The sequence below is a fragment of the Micromonospora sp. NPDC005174 genome (assembly GCF_040608495.1).
Lineage (GTDB): Bacteria > Actinomycetota > Actinomycetes > Mycobacteriales > Micromonosporaceae > Micromonospora.
Genome location: NZ_JBEXIJ010000032.1, coordinates 35,834 through 53,351, shown reverse-complemented (window position 1 = coordinate 53,351; position 17,518 = coordinate 35,834). Strand labels below are relative to the sequence as shown.

Below are 17,518 nucleotides of genomic sequence, written 5' to 3'. Positions count from 1 at the left end.
ACGTGCGCTGTCTAGCAGACCGCAGACGCGTCGTCGTTGAAGTTGACGTTCTTGAAGTTACCGGTCCGGTAGTCGAGAACCTGGACGTTGGTCAGGTTCGAGAACGATTGCCCGGCCCGCACGCCGAGCTCGTATCCGTTTCGCCGGTAGGGGTCGGGGTACTCGTACACAAACACCGGGTTACCGCTGTTGTTGACGATGGACGATGTGTGGTCCACGACCGAGTTGCCGTTGCTGAAGCGGTTGTCACCGAGGTCGGTGTCGCAGCCGCTCACCCGGAAGATCCCGCCGCTGAAGTTCGCACTCTCGAACAGGCAGACCTGGCCGGACTTGCAGTCACTCGCGCTAGCAGCCTGGGCGCTCGTGGTCGTGGTCAGCGTGAGGCCACCGAGGGCCACCCCGAAAGCCGTCAGCGTGGCCCCGACTCGTTTTGCGATTCGCACAACAGATCCCTTCATGATCGTTCGTACGTTTCGCTGCTGAACGGTACCTTCGCGCTCTTGACAGCCACTTGATGCGGTAATCGTGGCATTCGAGGTGGTCTGTATGCGCCGCGCAGCCCTGCCGACCGGCACCCTGGCCGCGTCTGACCTGCGTTGCTTCGGCAGAATGATGGGATGACCGAGATCGACTGGGAACGACTTCGGGCCGCCGCCACCGAGGCGATGCGGCACGCGTACGCGCCGTACTCGACGTTCCCCGTCGGGGCTGCCGCGCTTGTCGACGACGGCCGCGTCGTGGTCGGCTGCAACGTGGAGAACGCCGCGTACGGGGTGACGCTGTGCGCCGAGTGCGGAGTGGTGTCCAGCCTGCACGCCACCGGTGGCGGTCGCCTCGTCGCGCTCTCCTGCGTCGACGCCACCGGTGAGCCGCTGATGCCGTGCGGCCGGTGCCGGCAACTGCTCTGGGAGAACGGTGGCCCGGAGTGCCTGGTCGAGACGAAGACCCGCCCGCTGCGGATGGCCGAGCTGCTGCCGCACGCCTTCGGCGTGGAGGACCTGGAGGCGGTGACCGGCGAGACTCCGGTACCGGTGGTCCCGGAGCGCCTGGCCGCCTGGCGCGGCCGCGGCACCGTCTTCGTGCACCCGGACATGTCCGCGGGGCAGCAGGTCTGGACTGCGTACTGGGAGCGGTCGGCCGGGGACGACGCGGGCGCCGAGACCGGAGTGCTGGAGGAGGCGCCGAGCTGGGACGACCCCGCCGAGGCGATCACCTGGGGGCTGGCCCGGACACCGCGCGTCGTCGTGGTGGACGAGACGGGCACGATCTTCTGGGCCGGTGAGGGGGAGCCGCCGTTGGAGATCCCGGTTCGGTGGGGTTGAGCTTGGGGGGCGAGGGCCACGGGTTGGGATCTGCAACAGACGAGGAAAAATCTTTCATGAGCGGTTTTGCTGCTGTTGACGTTATTCGGGTCAAGCGGGACGGGGGTGTGCTGTCGGACGCGCAGATCGACTGGGTGATGGACGCGTACACCCGGGGCGCCGTCGCCGACGAGCAGATGTCGGCGTTGGCCATGGCGATCCTGCTCAACGGCATGACCGGGGCGGAGATCGCCCGGTGGACCGCCGCGATGATCGCCAGCGGTGAGCGGCTCGACCTCTCGGCGGTACGGCGTCCCACCGTCGACAAGCACTCCACCGGCGGTGTCGGCGACAAGATCACGCTGCCGCTCACGCCGCTGGTCGCCGCCTGCGGTGCCGCCGTTCCACAGCTCAGCGGGCGCGGTCTCGGGCACACCGGTGGCACGCTGGACAAGCTGGAGTCCATTCCGGGCTGGCGGGCGGGGCTGAGCAACGACGAGTTCATCAGCCAGCTCGGCGAGGTCGGCGCGGTGATCTGCGCGGCCGGTGCGGGGCTCGCCCCCGCCGACCGCAAGCTGTACGCGCTGCGCGACGTGACCGGCACCGTGGAGGCGATCCCGCTGATCGCCAGCTCGATCATGAGCAAGAAGATCGCCGAGGGCACCGGCGCGCTGGTCCTCGACGTCAAGGTCGGCTCGGGCGCCTTCATGAAGTCCGTTGACCAGGCCCGCGAGTTGGCCCGCACGATGGTGGAGCTGGGTGGCGCGCACGGCGTGCGGACGGTCGCCCTGCTCACCGACATGTCCACTCCGCTCGGCCTGACCATCGGCAACGCGGTCGAGGTGACCGAGTCGCTCGAGGTGCTGGCCGGGGGCGGGCCCGCCGACGTGGTGGAGCTGACGCTCGCGCTGGCCCGCGAGATGCTCGACGCCGCCGGCCTGCCGGACGTCGACCCCGGCGCGGCCCTGCGCGACGGCCGGGCGATGGACTCCTGGCGGGCGATGATCCGGGCGCAGGGCGGCGACCCGGACGCGCCGATGCCGACCGCCGCCGAGGTCGAGGTGGTCCGGGCCGACGAGGACGGATACGTGGCGGCCGTCGACGCGTACGCCATGGGACTTGCGGCCTGGCGGCTCGGCGCGGGCCGGGCCCGCAAGGAGGATCCGGTGAGCGCGCCGGCCGGTGTGGTGTTGCACAAGCGGCCGGGTGACGCGGTGCGGGCTGGCGACCCTCTCTACGAGCTCCGGGCCGAGGATCCGGCCCGGATTCCGGCGGCCCTGGCGGAGGCAACTCGCGCGGTGCACATTGCACCGAGCACGCCGACCGTGGGGCCCCTGGTCATCGAGCGGATCGGCTGACCGGGGCGGCGTGGTGCCGGTCACCTGGGAGCGCTATTGTCGCAGGCCAAAGGCGTCGCGTGCAGACAGGAAGTTGCCCCGTGACCGTACCTGCCCCCGACCCTCGCGAGGTGCGTGAGGCGAGCCTGGACGAGCTGTCCCGGCTCGGTCTGCCGCTGCCGCCGGCCCAGTTCCCGCTCGTGTGGGAGCCGGGTGACGCGATCGAGCTGCGCCCCCGGGCCGAGATCGAGGCGCGCATCGCCGTGCTGCACCTCATCCTGGCCCGCTGCTTCGGGATGCCCCCGCAGGCGGCGATGAGCTGGCTGCTCGGCTCCCACCTGGTCGAGATGGTCACCCCGCCGGAGTGGCAGTTCGTGATGGGCGGCAAGGGTGACCACCGCTCGTTCGTGCTGCACCACGACGCGCTCTTCGCGCTGACCTGGGTGCTCGGGTTGAGCAAGCAGCTCGACCCGACCCTGTCCGTGGACGAGCGGCTGGTCGAGCGGCTGCCGCACATCGCCGAGGGGGAGACCTTCGGGCGCTGGCAGTCCCGCATCCTCGCCGCGCCGCAGCATCCGGCCGACGCGGCGGCCCTGCTCGATCTGCACTACTGCCTGGACTGGGCGTACCTGGAGACCGAGCGCAGCGGCCGCCCCCTGCCGGGGATGGTCGACGCCAACGCGATCGGGCAGCGGCGCTGGGCGCTGGAGTGGGCGGTGATCCTGCGCGGGCCCTACCACGACGAGCCCCCCGGCTGGGAAGAGGTCGACCTCTCGACCTGAGGTCAGCGGGGTCGGTAGGCGTCCAGCCGGACCGCCACGGACACCCGGACCGGCTCGGGCAGCGCGGCCAGCCGGTCGGCGAGCGCCGCCGGGTCGGTGTGCCAGGCACTCGGACCCATCCCGACCAGCGTGGCGATCTCCGGCCGGGTCAGGGCCAGCTCCGCGCGGTGCTCGGTCGAGCTGACCGGCGTGAAGTGACCACCCAGCGAGCCGGCCACCCGGTCGGCCTTGTCCGGGTCCACCCGCAGCAGGCGCAGCGCGTCCACCAGCTCGGTGAGGTGGTCGGCGGCGGGCGTCACCACCAGCAGCGTGCCGGCACGGTCGAGCACCCGGTGGAATTCCGGGCCGTTGCGCGGAGCGAACACGTTCAGCAGCACGGCCGCAGCGCCGTCGGCCAGTGGTAGTCGCTGCCAGGTGTCGGCGACCGCCGCCGCCGCCCTGGGGTGCGCCCGCGCCGCGCGACGCAGCGCCGGCTTGGAGACGTCAAGGGCCAGACCCACGGCGTCCGGCAGCGCCGCCAGCACCGCGCCGAGGTAGCGGCCCGTGCCCGCGCCGGCGTCCACCACCAGGGGGTACGCGTCAGAGCCCGCCGCCGGCTGTTCGGGCCGTACCCCTGTGGTTGCGTCCTTTGCTCTGCTTCCCTCCACGCGACAGTGCGGTGCGGAAAGTGTTGCGTCGGTGGAAGCAGAGCAAAGGGCGGGCGGAGCGGCGGCGGCCGAGGTGGGGGCGGGCGGAGCGGCGGCGGTCGGCGGCGCGGGAGTCGCGCGCAGGCGCGCGACGGCCTCGGTCGCGGCGGCGGCGAGCGCGGCCGAGATCACGTCGTAGTGCCCGGCGGCCAGGAAGTCGGCGCGTGCGGCGACCATCTCGGCGCTGTCGCCGACGTGTGGCGCCCGACCGGTGAGCAGGTTCACGTAGCCCTGACGCGCGATGTCGAAGGTGTGCCCGCGCGGACAGCGCAGTGCCCGGGCGGTGCCGGCGGTCGTCTCGGCAAGGGTCTCGCCGCAGACCGGGCAGCTCAGCCGGTCGAGGATGTGCGGGTCCACGTCAGGCCTCCGGGCCCCGTCGGGGGCGGGGCGCGCGGCTCTGCGCGAGGTGGTCGACGACCCGGTGGGTGAACGCGCCGAGCGCCTCGACCTCGGCCGGGGTGAGCAGGTCGAGGAAGTGCTGACGGACGGCGGCCACGTGGCCGGGGGCGGCGGCCTCGATGGCGTTCCGACCCGCTCGGGTGAGTACGACGATCGCGCCGCGGGCGTCGTCCGGGCACTCCTCCCGGGCAACGAGGCCGCGCTGCTGCATTCGGGTCAGGTGGTGGGAGAGCCGACTTCGGGACCAGAGCATCCGGTCCGCCAGTTCGCTGAGGCGCAGCCGGCCCTGCGGCGTCTCGGAGAGGTCGGAGAGCACGTCGTAGTCCGGCTCGGACAGGCCGGCGTCCTCGGTCAGCTCCCGGGCCAGTTCCAGGTCGAGCAGGCGACGCATCCGGCGGTAGCCCCGCCAGGCGTGGTCCTGGCGTTCGTCCAGCCACCGAGTCGCTTCCATGCCGTTCAGCCTAGCGTCTTTGTTGACATGTCATCGAATCGCCTCCTACGGTCGATGACATGTCAACCAATCAGCTGTGGGACCTCTTCGGCACCCGCGGACGAGGCGTGCTCGTCACCCTGCGCCGCGACGGCCGACCCCAACTGTCCAACCTCGACTACCTGGCCGAACCCGGGTTGATCCGCTGCTCCACCACGGGCGACCGGGCGAAGGTACGCAACCTGCGCCGCGACCCTCGGGCCAGCTTCCACGTGACAACGCCGGACGGCGGCGCGTACGCGGTCGCCGAGGGAACCGTGACCCTCACCGAGCCGGCAGCGGCAACCGGCGACGCGGCGGTCGACGAGCTGGTCGAGGTCTACCGGGGAATCCGCGGCGACCACCCGGACTGGGCGGACTACCGCGCCGCGATGGTCGCCGACGGGCGGGTGGTCCTGCGGCTCGCCGTCGACCGTGTCTACGGCTGGCCCGGATGAGCGGGCTGGTGTGGTCGGCCCCAGCAGGCTGACTAGGGTCTGAGCATGGTCGCAACTATCCGGTACGAGGACATCGTCAAGGTCCCGAAGGCGCTGCTGCACGATCACCTCGACGGCGGGCTGCGTCCGGCGACAATCGTCGAGCTGGCGGCGGAGGTGGGGTACGAGCTGCCCACCACCGACCCCGACGCGCTCGGACGCTGGTTCGTGGCGGCCGCCGACTCGGGGTCGCTGGAGCGTTACCTGGAGACGTTCGCGCATACCGTCGCGGTCATGCAGACCGGGCCGGCGCTGCGCCGGGTGGCGCGCGAGTGCGCCCTGGACCTGGCCGCCGACGGCGTCGTCTACGCCGAGGTGCGCTTCGCCCCCGAGCAGCACCTGGAACAGGACCTGAGCCTGGACGAGGTGGTCGAGGCCGTGCTGGCCGGGTTCGCCGAGGGAACCGCCCAGGCCGTCGAGGCGGGTCTGACCATCCGGGTGGGCACGCTGCTCACCGCCATGCGGCACGCCGCCCGCTCGCAGGAGATCGCCGAGCTGGCCGTGCGGCACCGCGACGCCGGGGTGGTCGGCTTCGACATCGCCGGCGCCGAGGCGGGGTTCCCGCCCACCCGCCACCTGGACGCCTTCGAATACCTGCAGCGGGAGAACTTCCACTTCACCATCCACGCCGGTGAGGCGTTCGGCCTGCCGTCGATCTGGCAGGCGATCCAGTGGTGCGGTGCGGACCGGCTCGGTCACGGCGTACGGATCGTGGACGACATCACCCCGGACGGCGCGCTCGGTCGGCTGGCCGCGTACGTCCGGGACAAGCGGATTCCGCTGGAACTGTGCCCGTCGTCGAACGTGCAGACCGGTGCGGTGGCCTCGATCGCCGAGCACCCGATCGGTCTGCTGCGGGACCTGCGGTTCCGGGCCACCGTCAACACCGACAACCGGCTGATGAGCGGCACGTCCATGTCCCGGGAGATGTCGCTGCTGGTGGAGACGTTCGGCTACGGCTGGCGCGAGCTGCAGTGGTTCACCATCAACGCGATGAAGAGCGCCTTCATCCCGTTCGACGAGCGACTGCGGATCATCGACGAGGTGATCAAGCCGGCGTACGCCAAGCTGCTGGCCTGACCTCCGATCAGCCGTGCGGGTGGCCGGTCCGGCCGTGGGAGTGGCCTTCCCTGGCGTGGGAGTGGTGGCCGGCGAGCAGGCCGGCCACCCGGCGCAGCACCTCCCGGGCCCGGGCCGCCTCGGCGCCCAGACCCGTCTGGCGGCGCAGCACCGCGGGCTCCGCCCGCAGCAGCGCCACCCCGCGCCGGACCAGCACCCGGGGCGCCTTGCGCTGCTCGGCCAGGTCACGGGCCAGCCGGCGCAGGAACGTCGCCCCCCGTGGACGACGCAGCGCGTACGCCCCGGCGAGCAGCCCTCGACGGCGACACTCCTGGACGATCTCGGCGGCGAAAATCCCTTCGGCCACGAAAAGTGGCGATCCGTCGACGTCAAATGGCCGGGTGGCTACCCGTCGATCCGCGCCGATCGCATAAACCGGCACATCGGCACGGCCCTCGCGGGCAAGTCGCGCAATCGTTTCGACGGCGGTCGAGGCGTCCCAGGACTGCGGAGATTCCCAATCGACCTGGCCGTTTCGTCGCGGCAACGTAGGGTCATCGCCGTCTTTGTAGAAGTCGTCCAGGCACAGCACCGGCAGGCCGGTTTGCTGCGCAATGTACGACTTTCCGGAGCCTGAGGGGCCGGCGAGCAGGACGACGCGGTGGGGATTTTCCATTACCTTCAGTTACTCCGGCCAGACGGACTGCTATCAAATCGCATCAACATCTCATCACACCTTGAGCCGGTGACAACCTGGGCTTTCTTCTTGCCGGGCGTCGTGATGGAATCTCGGGGGTCCGACCCGCCGGGTCGGTCGCTGGGCGTTGCCCGGGGCAACGCGTTCAAGCTGTAATCGCGAGGGCGGTGACGTGAGCAAACGGCCAAAGACGGCGGGCTCCTTCCTGTCGCGACTGCGCCGGCCGGCCAGTCGACTCCGGGACATGCCGATCTGGTCCAAGCTCGGTCTCATCATGATCGTGCCGACCATCGCCACGGTCGTTGTGGGCACCAGTGGTCTCGTCGACCACCTGGACACGCTCAACAATGCCAACCGGGCCGGCGACCTGGCCAACCTGTCGAGCTATTCGGGTGACCTGATCGACACCCTGCAGGACGAGCGGACCACCGCCGTGCTGCTGCTCCAGGCGACGGGTACCCAGCCGAAGGCGCAGTACCAGGAGGCCTACAACCGGGTGAACTCCCGGGTCGACCAGGCGACGGGTCCGTACCGGCAGCAGCGGGGCGACGTCGAGGACCTGCCGGGCAGCCTCGAAGGCCTGCTCAACGGCATCGACCAGAACCTCAAGGACCTGCCGGGCGTCCGCAGTCAGGTGTTCAACGGCAAGCTCAAGCTCGCCGAGGCCGTCCAGGCGTACGAGGGTCTCATCAACGACCTGCTCGCCATCCGTGACTCGGCCACCCAGCTCGCCGGCAACAGCGACCTGAGCGACCGGATGCGGGCCGCCGCGGCCGTGGCGCGCGAGAAGGAGTTCCTCGCCGTCCGCCGGGTCGTCGTCCACCGGGCCCTCGGGGTGCAGGGTGGGCAGCGGCTGACTCCGGCGCTGCGCACCGACTACATCGCCAGCGGCACGGGCCAGCAGCAGGCGCTGCAGAGCTTCAAGGCGGTCGCCAGCCCGGACGAGGCGAAGTTCCACGACCAGACGGTCGCCGGTGGTGACCGCCGTGAGGCGCAGAACTACACCGGCTGGATCGACGGCAACACCACCGGCGACATGCGCGGCGCTCCGTTCGGCCCGGACCAGTGGGACGCGGCCATGACGGCCAACGCCAAGCTGATCCGCGCCGTGGAGACCAAGCTTGACGGCGACGTGGTGGCCGAGGCCGACAACCTGCGTTCGGACGTCCAGCGTCAGGTGTTCCTGGAGACCGGCCTGCTGCTCAGCATGCTGCTGCTGGCCATCCTCTTCGCCTACCTGGTCGCCCGCTCGATGGCTCGCTCGCTGCGTGAGCTGCGTCAGGGCGCGCTCTCCGTCGCCCAGTACGGCCTGCCGCAGGCGGTGGCCCGACTGCGTGACCCGCAGGTCGTCGGGCAGCTCTCCCCGGTGCAGTTGGCCAACCAGATCGCCGAGCCGCTGCCGGTCCGCAGCAAGGACGAGTTCGGTCAGGTGACCGAGGCGTTCAACGCCGTCCACCTGGAGGCCGTCCGCACGGCCGCCGAGCAGGCGGCCCTGCGTGCCTCCGTCGCGACCATGTTCGTCAACCTGGCCCGTCGTTCGCAGATCCTGGTCGACCGCCTCATCGGGCACCTCGACCGGCTGGAGCGCGGCGAGGAGGACCCGGACCGGCTGGCCGAGCTGTTCCAGCTCGACCACCTGGCCACCCGGATGCGCCGCAACGACGAGAACCTGCTCGTTCTCGCGGGTGCCGACTCCACCCGCGTGCAGCGCGAGCCGGCGGCGCTCATCGACGTGCTGCGCGCGGCGCAGTCCGAGGTCGAGCACTACACCCGCATCGAGTTCGGTGTCATCGACCGGGACATCGAGGTCGCCGCGCACGCGGTCAACGACCTGGTGCACCTCGTCGCCGAGCTGTTCGACAACGCCACCGCGTTCTCCCCGCCGGACTCGCAGGTCATGGTCGAGGCCCGCCGGGTCGGTGACCGCGCCTCGCTCTACGTGGAGGACCGCGGCATCGGCATCAGCCGCGAGCAGCTGCACGAGCTCAACGACAAGCTCGCGACGCCACCGCAGGTGGACGTGGCGGTCTCCCGGATGATGGGCCTGGTCGTGGTCGCCCGCCTGGCGTCGCGGCACGGCGTTCGTGTCGAGCTGCGCCCCGGCGCCGACCGTGGCACGGTCGCCGACGTCACCCTGCCGACCTCGGTGCTGGTGCCGCGGGCGCTCTCCGGCCGGGTGCAGCAGCCGCCGGCCCTTCCCGCCGCCGGCGGTCCGCAGTCCGCTGGGCCGTCGCCGGTCCTCGGCGCGCTGCCCGCGCTGGGCAACGGGTCACGCCCCGGCGAGTCCGGCAACCAGGTCACCCTCGGTGGTAGGCCGTTCGATCCGGCGTCGCGCAACGGTGCCGGTACGCCCGCCAACACGGGCGCGTACCGGTCGATGCCCGCCTGGTCGGACCTGACCGGTGCGAGCGCGACGAACGGCGTCAACGGCGGCGACGGGTTCACCCCCCGGAGCGCCAACGGGCAGACCATCGACCCGCTGCCGCAGCGCCGGGCCGGTGACGAGCCGAACGGCGGCCAGCAGCCGAACATCCCGCGGCAGCTTCCCAGCAGCCCGGAGGCGCACCCGTACTCCGCACCGCCGGTCTCCGCCCAGCCCTACTCCGGCGCGCCGGTCTCCGCCTCGCCGGCGTCCGGCCAGCCGTACTCCGGTCAGCCGTACTCGGGTGCGCCGTACGGCAACCCGCCGGTGTCCGCCGCTCCGTACTCCGGCCAGCCGTACTCCGGTCAGCCGTACGCCGGTCCGCCGGTGTCCGCGGCGCCCGTCTCGGCCTCCCCGGCGTCCGGTCAGCCGTACTCGGCGCCGCCGGCCTCCAGCCAGTCGTTCAGCGGCTTCACCCCCCGATCCGCCCCGCCCGCTCCGGCACCCGGCGCTCCGGCGCCGCCGGCCTGGCCGCCGGTCCCCGGTGGCGAGCGGGACGCGCAGACTCCGCCTGTTCCCGAGCGGCTCGCCGCCGCACTGGACATGACGACGGAACTGCCCCGGGTGCCGCGACCCGGCGAACAGCCGACCACCGCGGTCCAGCCACCGGCCCCCGCGCCGCAGCCTCAGGCGCCGTCGGCCCCGCAGGCCCAGGCAGCGCCGGCCCGTCCCGCGCCGCAGCAGCCGCAGGCCCAGAACCGCCAGCGGTACGCGGACGAGACCATGGAGCTGCCGATCTTCCGGGAGCTCGAGTCCGCCTGGTTCCGTACCCGTCGTCCGGGGTCGGAGGAGACCGTGACCGCTGCCGCGCCGGCGGCCAACGGCGGGGACGCGACCCAGCAGTTCGCCGCGGTCGATGCCAGCGGTCGGGCAGCCCACAAGACACCACCCGGGACGACAGGTAACACACCGATGGCAGACACTCCGACGGCCGGAGGAGCGCCGCGGGACAACGGGTCGACAGCCAACGGGGGCCCACGCCCCGGCCCCGCCGAGGGCCTGCCGAACCGCCGGCCCCAATCGCAGAGCAACGGCTGGCAGACCGCCGCCGACGACGGGTGGCGTGCGGCCTCGGCCGCGGCCACCGCGGCGCCGGTGAACGAGACCACCACGACCGGCCTGCCCAAGCGCAAGCCGATGGCGCAGCTGGTGCCGGGCGCGGTGGAGAAGCCCGCCACCTCGGTCCAGCGACGTTCCCCGGAGGCGGTCCGTGGCCTGCTCTCCGCCTACCACCGGGGCGTGCAGCGAGGGCGTAGCACCTCGGACAACCCGACCAGCCCGGAGGAGACTCCGGGAGGGCAGCAATCCTCGCAGTCTGGCTCAGGCCCAGCGGCCGGGAGCGGGCAGAAGGAGCAAGAAGGATGACAACTACGCAGGATCTTGGTTGGCTGCTGGCCAACTTCGCCGACCGGGTGCCGGGTGTCGCACACGCGGTCGCCGTCTCGGCGGACGGCCTGCTCCTCGCGTCGTCACGGGACCTGCCGCGGGACAGGGCAGACCAGCTCGCCGCGATCTCGTCCGGTCTGGTCAGCCTGACCCAGGGTGCGGCCCGCTGCTTCGAGGGAGGCGCGGTGCTGCAGACCGTCGTGGAGATGGACAATGGCTTCCTGTTCCTGATGTCCATCTCGGACGGCTCGTCCTTCGCCGTGCTGGCGGCCCGCAGCTCCGACGTCGGGCAGGTCGGCTACGAGATGGCACTACTGGTCGACCGGGTGGGCGACGCCCTGACCCCGCAGCCGCGTGCGGCCGCGGGCATGCTGGGCTGACGCCTCGCCGATCGTGCGGTCGGCGCAACTGAAACGACAAGAACGACGAGTTCCACCGGTGGGAGCCGGTACGGGGTGCGAAGGAGGTGAGCGGCGACATGGCCGATCGTGACGAACCGACCGGAGCGTTGGTCCGTCCATACGCCGTGACCCGTGGTCGAACCCGTCCCCGGCTCGACATCGCGCTGGAGGCGCTCGTCGAGACGACGGTGCGCGGCCGCACCGCTGCCAATGGCAACGGTGGTGGCCGTGAACACCAGTACATCGCCGCGCTGTGTGACGGACGCGTGCAATCGCTCGCCGAGATTGCGGCGCGGATGCAGCTGCCGCTCGGTGTGGCCCGGGTGCTCATCGCCGACATGGCGACGGACGGCCTGGTCGCGGTCCACGAGCCGACCATCCTGGACGACTCCGATGACGCGGTGGGCACTGAACTGCTGGAGAGGGTGCTGAGTGGACTTCGCAGGCTCTGACATGTCGCACCGCCCACCGAACCCGAGTGGGCGCGTGACGTCGGCGAAGATCGTTATCGCCGGTGGATTCGGCGTCGGTAAGACGACGCTGGTCGGCTCGGTCTCGGAGATCACGCCGCTGACCACCGAGGCCATCATGACCTCGGCCGGCGTGGGCGTCGACGACACCCGGCAGGTGCCGGGCAAGACGACGACCACGGTGGCCATGGACTTCGGCCGGATCTCGATCGACCGTGATCTGATCCTGTACCTGTTCGGTACGCCGGGTCAGACCCGATTCTGGTTCATGTGGGACGAACTGGTGCGGGGTGCGATCGGTGCGGTCGTGCTGGTGGACACTCGCCGGCTGGCCGACTGCTTCGCGGCGATCGACTTCTTCGAGCACCGACGGCTGCCGTACCTGGTGGCCATCAACTGCTTCGACGGGATGCAGTACCACGACCCGCAGGACGTCCGGGACGCCTTGGCGATCTCGAGCGACGTGCCGGTGGTGGCCTGCGACGCCCGTAACCGGGAGTCGACGAAGCACGTGCTGATCTCGCTGGTCGAGTACGTGCTCACCATGCGCCGTACGCGCGCCGTCGCCCCGGCCTGACCGGGAGCTTCCGCGCCCGGTGGTGGCCTTGGCCGCCACCGGGCGTCGAGTGCTTTCCAGGCAGCGGCGGCGGGGCCACCTGCTGCCTCGCGCCCTTTGCTCTGCTTCAGCGGAGGAAACGCCGTGTGTCCGACTATCGGACGGCGGGTGTTTCCTGGGTTGAAGCAGAGCAAAGGGCCGCTTGCATACCCCCGTCCGCCCGCTGAGGCGCCCCAGGAGCGGTCCCGTCCCCGCTGGCCCGCAATCACCCCAGCCCTCGCGGCCCGCGTCTCGCTCAGCGTCGACCAGCGTCCTGTCTGCTGGTCGCGGGCAGCGCGTTCGGTGGGTCCGGGAACGTTCGCAAACGTTTCGCGCCCTCCGTCTGCCAGACGGAGGGCGCGAAAACGACTCAGATGCGGGTGACGGTCAGGACTGGTAACCGGCGGATCGGTACTCGTATTCGCGGTCGTCGTCGCGGTCGCCGTGGTCGCGGCTGAAGTCCCACCCGCCAGCGGCCTCGCGGCCCGGACGGCCGCCCACCGCGAACCCGCCGATCTCCTGGCCCCGCCGCCAGCCACGGAAGTAGCCCGTGGTGTTCTCCGCGAGGCTCGCCGCGTCACGCACTATCCGCAGCGGACGCTCCTCGCGCAGGGGGGAACCCGGGACCAGGTTGGCCTGCGGGACGCGCTTCGGCAGACCGGCGTTGGTCTCGGCGCCGACCGCGGGGCGGGCTGCCTGCTCGGCGGCCTGCCAACCGGTGTCGGCCGTGGTCGACCAGTCCAGATCGGACTCTTCCTCGCTGTGACCCACGAACCAGGCGGACTTGGCCTGCGCGAAGATCAGCAGATCACCGTCTCCCTCGTCGGCGACCGGCGGCGGCCGGTGCTCGACCGGGGGCGACGGCCGGTGCTCGACGGCCCGCTCGACGCGGGGCGCGGGACGGCCGTTGCGGGCAGCCTGCTCGCGGTCGACCAGCCGCAGTGGGGGAGTGTCCAGACGGGACTCCGCCGAGGGCGGGTTGAGACCTTCCCGCAGCGCCCGGTCCGCCAGCGGCGGCGGCTCGACCAGCCGCAGCATGGGGGGCTCCTGGGGCAGGTCGTCGGCCAGCCAGGGCGGCGTGACCCGCCCGTCGGCCCGGCCCGGTTCGGTCGGAGCCTCGACGCCGCGGTTGCCGCCGTACGGGTAGGCGACCGGGTTGTTCGGCGAGCTGTCGGCCGGGTCCTCCGGGTTGTTGACCAGGGGCCAGTTCGCCCGGGAGCCCGGCGGCGCGGACTCCTGCTCCGGCCGGGGAGCGGGCACCGGGATGCTGAGGTCGGTGACGCTGAAGCCGCCGGTGGGCGGATCCTCGACCGACGGCCGCTGCGGGTGGCTCTGCCGCTCGCCGTTGGTCTTCGGGCGGGGCGGGATGACCGTACGCTGCCGCTCGGCCCGAGCGCTGTTGATGGCGGCGGTGGTCAGCGTCGGCCGGAACGGCTCGCCCGCCTCGGCCGGCGGCACCGCGCCGCGCTGTGCCGGCGCGATCGGGGTGATGCCCGGGGGCGGGGGTGGCGGCGACGAGACCGGCCGGTTGGTCGGGCCGTCGATCCGGCTCGGCAGCGGTTCGCCACGTCCGGGCGGCGCGGACACCAGCGGACCGGCCATCGCGGCCGGTGCGACAGGCGCGGGCGCGACCGGTGGCGGGGTGATCGGAGCGGGGGCTACCGGTGGCGGCCCGAGCGGTCGAGGCGACGCCAGGGGGGCGCTGCCTGGTGCCGGCTCCGGCCGGCTGCGCCGACCAGGGACGGGCGTGGGCTCGGCGGCGGCCGGGGCCGGTCGGACGGAGCGCAGGCCGGCGGCGGTGCCGGCGAGGCCGGTCAGCTCGCCGACCGCTTCGCCGCGACGGGCGGCGGCCCGGCGGCCGGGGGCCGGGGCAGGGGTGCTGACGCGCGCGCCGAGCGCGCTGACCAGCGCCTCGCAGCCGGCGTCGCAGGCTCGTACGGAGGCGACGGCCTGCCGGACCGTCTCGGCCACGGCGGAGGTGAGCGCCCGGTTGACGGCGGCGCGACGGGGCGTCTCCGAGATGGCGACCCGCAGCGCGGTGACCGCTTCGTTGATCTCTTCGGCGTCGGCGACACCGTCCGCCGCCAGGTGCGCGGCGATGGCGTCCGCGGCGACGGACACCTCGCGGCCACGGGCGATGGTGCCACCGAGCATGCCCGGCTCGGGCAGCGCGTCCAGGACAGCCAGCGACACCGGCTCGGCCGGGTCCGGGTATGCGCGCAGCGCCGCCGGGTAGAGCTCCCGCAGCACCTCGCGCAGCGCCACGGCGGCGGAGTGCCGCCCGCTGGCCAGGGCGGCGTGGGCGGCGAGGACCTGCTTGTAGCCGGCGAGGTCCCGGGGCGCCGGCAGCGTGACGGCGGAGAGAGCACCGGCCTGCAACGCGCGGGCCAGACCGACGGCCCTGCGCTCGGCCGGGGGTGACTGCATCTCCTCCAGCGAGTCGTCGTCGGCGAAGCGCTCGGCGAAGTCGTCCACCGAGTCGTCGTCGGCGATTGCGAGGGGTCGACCCGCCGCGCTCAACAGCGAGGTGACCGTGTGGTCGTCGCTGTCGGCGGCGATGGCCGCACCGCTCGGCCCGCCCGACCGCTCCACGAGCAGCGCGACGAGCTGGGCGTAGCCAGCCGCGTCGTCGCCGATCTCGCAGACATGCAGCAGACGGCCTGCGTCGTCGACCACAGCGGACGTCAGCGTCGAACCGGCCGAGGCCGATCGGTCAGCCGGATCCGCCGAGGCCAGACCGCAGTACACGCGCACGAGCGCCACGGCGTCGTCCTCCTCCCGGGACAGGTCTTCCTACTGCCAGCAACTGATGCTCCCCGGTACGGGTCAGTCGCGCCAGTCCACCACCGCAGAGATCTTGCCGACAATGGTGCGCCAACCCAAACTCGCGGTTTGTGCCCCGATCTTCTTCAGGCGTCGCCGACCCATGAAAGCGCCGATGCCACCGTTGACCGTGGCGCGCAGCGCCTCGTCGAGGTTGTCGAGGCTGGAGCCGGCGGAGAGCATGTCCAGGACCGCAGGCAGGCGCAACGCGTACGACACGTCGCGGGCGACCTCGCCGGCCTCGATCAGCAGGGTCGAATCCCAGGTGTCGTGGCCGCCCCGCAGGTTCTCCACGACGAGGTCCAGCTCGTACGTGTCCTCGTCGAGCGGCACGATGTCGGCCGGCTCCACCCGTTCGGACAATTCATTCCAGCTGTCCAGTTGGGAGAGATCGTTGGGCGCGCCGGAACGGACGAAAGTGACCAGCGACTCGGGGGTCTTGAACAGCAGCAGCTTGCCCCGGTGGCTGAGGAAGACCGGCACCTCCTCGTCGTCCGCCTCGTCGGTGGCGTCCTCGTCCTCGTCGGTCGCGTCGGCGTCGGCGTCGGTCGCGTCTGCATCGGCGTCGCGGCGCCGGCGCGACGGCTCTTCCTCGTCGCTGTCGGCGAACTCCTCGGCCAGCTCCTCGTCGAGGATGACAACGGTCTCGTCGTCCTCCTCCTCGATGACCTGCCGACGGGCGAGGAACGGGTCGTCCTGGTCGCGCTCGGTCACGTCGGTCGGGGTCAGCGATCCGGCCGGCCGGTACGCCCGCAGCGTGAAGCCTGTGCCCGCCGGTAGGGCGATCTCCACCGGGTCGATCCGCAGCTCTTCCCAGAGCGACCGGTCGATCGCCGCGCGGGGGGTGTCGTCGGCCTCGTCGGCCTCGTCGGCCTCGTCTGGCTCGGCCGGGCCGGTGGTGTCGTCGAGCTCGGGCTCGTCGGCGTCGGGCCGTTGGGGCGACTGGCGGGCCACGCTGACCTCCGTGTGCTTCGGGTTGCCCACCCACCGGGGTCTGGACCGGCGAGTGACTCTGGGCACATACCCTAGTCGGCGACCCGGGAAGCCCGGAGCCCGCACCCCGGTGGCCGGCGGAGGAACCTCTCGTACCTGCGGGTGTGCGATGGTGGCGGACCGGCCCCCTGACAAGTAGCGTAGCTACACATGAAGGCCCAGTCGCTGCACGGTCACCTCGACGCCCTTCTGCTCGCCGTCCTCGAACAGGGCGCGCTGCACGGCTACGCCATCATCGAATCCCTGCGGACACGCAGTGACGGCAGTCTCGACCTACCCACCGGCACGATCTATCCGGCGCTGCGCCGGCTGGAGCGCGCCGGGCACGTGGCGAGCACCTGGAGCACCGTCAACGGTCGCGAGCGGCGGACGTACCAGCTCACCGATCCCGGCCGCCGCGCACTGGCCGCGGAGCGGGCCGGATGGCAGGAGTTCCGGGTGACGGTCGGTCGGTTCCTCGACCCCGGCAGCCCGCCCGTCACCCCCGCCTGAGCGGCGATCGGGTCAGCGCGCGGTGGCCCGAACCCAGCCGCGCGCCGCGCGCGTCAGCGAGAAGTTCGCCGCACTCACCACCACCATGCCGACGATCATCGGCGGCCAGGTCAGCGCCGCGTCCCACATGTCGATCGACCACACGAAGAGGGCGCCACCGGCCGCCATGCCGAGGGCCAGCGCGCCGGTCAGACCGATGCCCACCGCTCGCTGCGCCACCGCCAGGTGGGGTCGCGGCGACCGCGCGCCCGCCCAGATCACCAGCAGGCCGGTCACCGCGAGCAGCAGCCCGCCGGCCCAGATCCAGTCGACAGTGGCGGACAGCAGCCGGTAGGCCGCGGGCGGTTGTGGGCCGGCGCTCCAGCTCGACCCGCGCCAGGTGAGGTCGCCGGCCGCCACCAGGACCCCGGCCACGGCCAGCATCCGCAGGGAGAGGCCGCGCAGGGCGGCCACCGCCAGCTCCGCCTGCCAGGAGGGCAACACCTGCGCCGCTGAGCCGAACTCGGCCACCGCCCGGCGCTGCGCCTCGGTGGGCGGCAGACCACTCTCGCGGTACGCGTCGACGGCGTCCAGCAGGTCGTGGCGCGCCTCGGTCAACAGGTCGGACTTCAGCCGTGCCGGACCCTGCAACCGAGACTCCAGCTCCCGCAGGTGCTCGTCGACCAGGAGGTCCTCCGCGTGCCGCATGGCACCACCCTGCCACGGGCGC

17 protein-coding genes are annotated in these 17,518 nt (G+C 72.2%); 10 read left to right on the top strand and 7 right to left on the bottom strand.

What is annotated here, in order from left to right:
* Nucleotides 1–11: 11 nt before the first annotated feature.
* Nucleotides 12–443, bottom strand: coding sequence for a peptidase inhibitor family I36 protein (locus ABZU91_RS27095; protein WP_355246128.1), 432 nt, complete (start codon nucleotides 441–443; stop codon nucleotides 12–14).
* A gap of 174 nt (nucleotides 444–617) precedes the next feature.
* Here ABZU91_RS27095 and ABZU91_RS27090 point away from each other — a divergent pair, with 174 nt between their 5' ends.
* From ABZU91_RS27090 to ABZU91_RS27080, 3 genes are all read left to right on the top strand, one after another.
* Entirely contained in the window at nucleotides 618–1,322 is a 705-nt protein-coding gene (locus ABZU91_RS27090; RefSeq protein WP_355246125.1) for a cytidine deaminase, read from the top strand.
* Nucleotides 1,323–1,378: 56 nt separating this feature from the next.
* Entirely contained in the window at nucleotides 1,379–2,659 is a 1,281-nt protein-coding gene (locus ABZU91_RS27085) for a thymidine phosphorylase (RefSeq protein WP_355246122.1), read from the top strand.
* 80 nt (nucleotides 2,660–2,739) lie between these two features.
* Entirely contained in the window at nucleotides 2,740–3,420 is a 681-nt protein-coding gene (locus tag ABZU91_RS27080; protein WP_355246119.1) for a DUF4272 domain-containing protein, read from the top strand.
* A gap of 2 nt (nucleotides 3,421–3,422) precedes the next feature.
* Here the strand turns inward: ABZU91_RS27080 and ABZU91_RS27075 are convergent, their stop codons facing one another.
* Nucleotides 3,423–4,463: a putative RNA methyltransferase gene (locus ABZU91_RS27075; protein ID WP_355246116.1), complete on the bottom strand. Its 1,041-nt coding sequence runs from the start codon at nucleotides 4,461–4,463 to the stop codon at nucleotides 3,423–3,425.
* A gap of 1 nt (nucleotide 4,464) precedes the next feature.
* Nucleotides 4,465–4,956 carry a MarR family transcriptional regulator gene (locus ABZU91_RS27070; RefSeq protein WP_355246113.1) on the bottom strand — a complete coding sequence of 164 codons (492 nt, stop codon included), beginning with the start codon at nucleotides 4,954–4,956 and terminating at the stop codon, nucleotides 4,465–4,467.
* Nucleotides 4,957–5,015: 59 nt separating this feature from the next.
* Between ABZU91_RS27070 and ABZU91_RS27065 the strand changes: the two genes are divergently transcribed.
* Both ABZU91_RS27065 and ABZU91_RS27060 read left to right on the top strand, forming a co-directional pair.
* Nucleotides 5,016–5,432, top strand: coding sequence for a PPOX class F420-dependent oxidoreductase (locus ABZU91_RS27065; protein WP_355246110.1), 417 nt, complete (start codon nucleotides 5,016–5,018; stop codon nucleotides 5,430–5,432).
* A 45-nt stretch (nucleotides 5,433–5,477) separates the two neighbouring features.
* Entirely contained in the window at nucleotides 5,478–6,551 is a 1,074-nt protein-coding gene (locus tag ABZU91_RS27060; RefSeq protein ID WP_355246107.1) for an adenosine deaminase, read from the top strand.
* A gap of 7 nt (nucleotides 6,552–6,558) precedes the next feature.
* Here the strand turns inward: ABZU91_RS27060 and ABZU91_RS27055 are convergent, their stop codons facing one another.
* A complete protein-coding gene (locus ABZU91_RS27055) occupies nucleotides 6,559–6,897 on the bottom strand; it encodes a hypothetical protein (RefSeq protein ID WP_355246104.1) in 339 nt (112 codons plus the stop codon).
* Between the two features lie 502 nt (nucleotides 6,898–7,399).
* Here ABZU91_RS27055 and ABZU91_RS27050 point away from each other — a divergent pair.
* The 4 genes from ABZU91_RS27050 to ABZU91_RS27035 all read left to right on the top strand — a co-directional run bounded on the left by ABZU91_RS27050 (nucleotide 7,400) and on the right by ABZU91_RS27035 (nucleotide 12,483).
* Entirely contained in the window at nucleotides 7,400–11,014 is a 3,615-nt protein-coding gene (locus ABZU91_RS27050; RefSeq protein ID WP_355246101.1) for a nitrate- and nitrite sensing domain-containing protein, read from the top strand.
* Nucleotides 11,011–11,415, top strand: coding sequence for a roadblock/LC7 domain-containing protein (locus ABZU91_RS27045; RefSeq protein ID WP_030329023.1), 405 nt, complete (start codon nucleotides 11,011–11,013; stop codon nucleotides 11,413–11,415). The genes ABZU91_RS27050 and ABZU91_RS27045 overlap by 4 nt, the downstream gene beginning before the upstream one ends.
* A gap of 98 nt (nucleotides 11,416–11,513) precedes the next feature.
* On the top strand, nucleotides 11,514–11,888 hold the full coding sequence (locus tag ABZU91_RS27040) for a DUF742 domain-containing protein (protein WP_124820399.1): 375 nt from the start codon (nucleotides 11,514–11,516) through the stop codon (nucleotides 11,886–11,888).
* 1 nt (nucleotide 11,889) lies between these two features.
* The gene (locus ABZU91_RS27035; protein WP_007455465.1) at nucleotides 11,890–12,483 is read left to right on the top strand and encodes an ATP/GTP-binding protein; all 594 of its coding nucleotides are present in this window, start codon (nucleotides 11,890–11,892) and stop codon (nucleotides 12,481–12,483) included.
* A 405-nt stretch (nucleotides 12,484–12,888) separates the two neighbouring features.
* On the opposite strand, the gene ABZU91_RS27030 is transcribed toward ABZU91_RS27035, so the two are convergent.
* Nucleotides 12,889–15,288 carry a transposase gene (locus ABZU91_RS27030; RefSeq protein WP_355246193.1) on the bottom strand — a complete coding sequence of 800 codons (2,400 nt, stop codon included), beginning with the start codon at nucleotides 15,286–15,288 and terminating at the stop codon, nucleotides 12,889–12,891.
* A gap of 39 nt (nucleotides 15,289–15,327) precedes the next feature.
* A complete protein-coding gene (locus ABZU91_RS27025) occupies nucleotides 15,328–16,308 on the bottom strand; it encodes a DNA primase (RefSeq protein ID WP_355246097.1) in 981 nt (326 codons plus the stop codon).
* A 159-nt stretch (nucleotides 16,309–16,467) separates the two neighbouring features.
* Here ABZU91_RS27025 and ABZU91_RS27020 point away from each other — a divergent pair, with 159 nt between their 5' ends.
* On the top strand, nucleotides 16,468–16,809 hold the full coding sequence (locus ABZU91_RS27020; RefSeq protein ID WP_355246094.1) for a helix-turn-helix transcriptional regulator: 342 nt from the start codon (nucleotides 16,468–16,470) through the stop codon (nucleotides 16,807–16,809).
* A 12-nt stretch (nucleotides 16,810–16,821) separates the two neighbouring features.
* Here ABZU91_RS27020 and ABZU91_RS27015 read toward each other — a convergent pair whose 3' ends face one another.
* The gene (locus ABZU91_RS27015; RefSeq protein WP_355246091.1) at nucleotides 16,822–17,496 is read right to left on the bottom strand and encodes a permease prefix domain 1-containing protein; all 675 of its coding nucleotides are present in this window, start codon (nucleotides 17,494–17,496) and stop codon (nucleotides 16,822–16,824) included.
* Nucleotides 17,497–17,518 lie beyond the last annotated feature (22 nt).

What these genes read in the sequence shown, in the direction of transcription:
- ABZU91_RS27090 (WP_355246125.1), top strand. Translation starts at nt 618, where the DNA reads ATGACCGAGATCGACTGGGAACGACTTCGGGCCGCCGCCACCGAGGCG.
- ABZU91_RS27085 (WP_355246122.1), top strand. Translation starts at nt 1,379, where the DNA reads ATGAGCGGTTTTGCTGCTGTTGACGTTATTCGGGTCAAGCGGGACGGG.
- ABZU91_RS27070 (WP_355246113.1), bottom strand. Translation starts at nt 4,956, where the DNA reads ATGGAAGCGACTCGGTGGCTGGACGAACGCCAGGACCACGCCTGGCGG.
- ABZU91_RS27065 (WP_355246110.1), top strand. Translation starts at nt 5,016, where the DNA reads ATGTCAACCAATCAGCTGTGGGACCTCTTCGGCACCCGCGGACGAGGC.
- ABZU91_RS27060 (WP_355246107.1), top strand. Translation starts at nt 5,478, where the DNA reads ATGGTCGCAACTATCCGGTACGAGGACATCGTCAAGGTCCCGAAGGCG.
- ABZU91_RS27045 (WP_030329023.1), top strand. Translation starts at nt 11,011, where the DNA reads ATGACAACTACGCAGGATCTTGGTTGGCTGCTGGCCAACTTCGCCGAC.
- ABZU91_RS27040 (WP_124820399.1), top strand. Translation starts at nt 11,514, where the DNA reads ATGGCCGATCGTGACGAACCGACCGGAGCGTTGGTCCGTCCATACGCC.
- ABZU91_RS27035 (WP_007455465.1), top strand. Translation starts at nt 11,890, where the DNA reads ATGTCGCACCGCCCACCGAACCCGAGTGGGCGCGTGACGTCGGCGAAG.
- ABZU91_RS27020 (WP_355246094.1), top strand. Translation starts at nt 16,468, where the DNA reads ATGAAGGCCCAGTCGCTGCACGGTCACCTCGACGCCCTTCTGCTCGCC.
- ABZU91_RS27015 (WP_355246091.1), bottom strand. Translation starts at nt 17,496, where the DNA reads ATGCGGCACGCGGAGGACCTCCTGGTCGACGAGCACCTGCGGGAGCTG.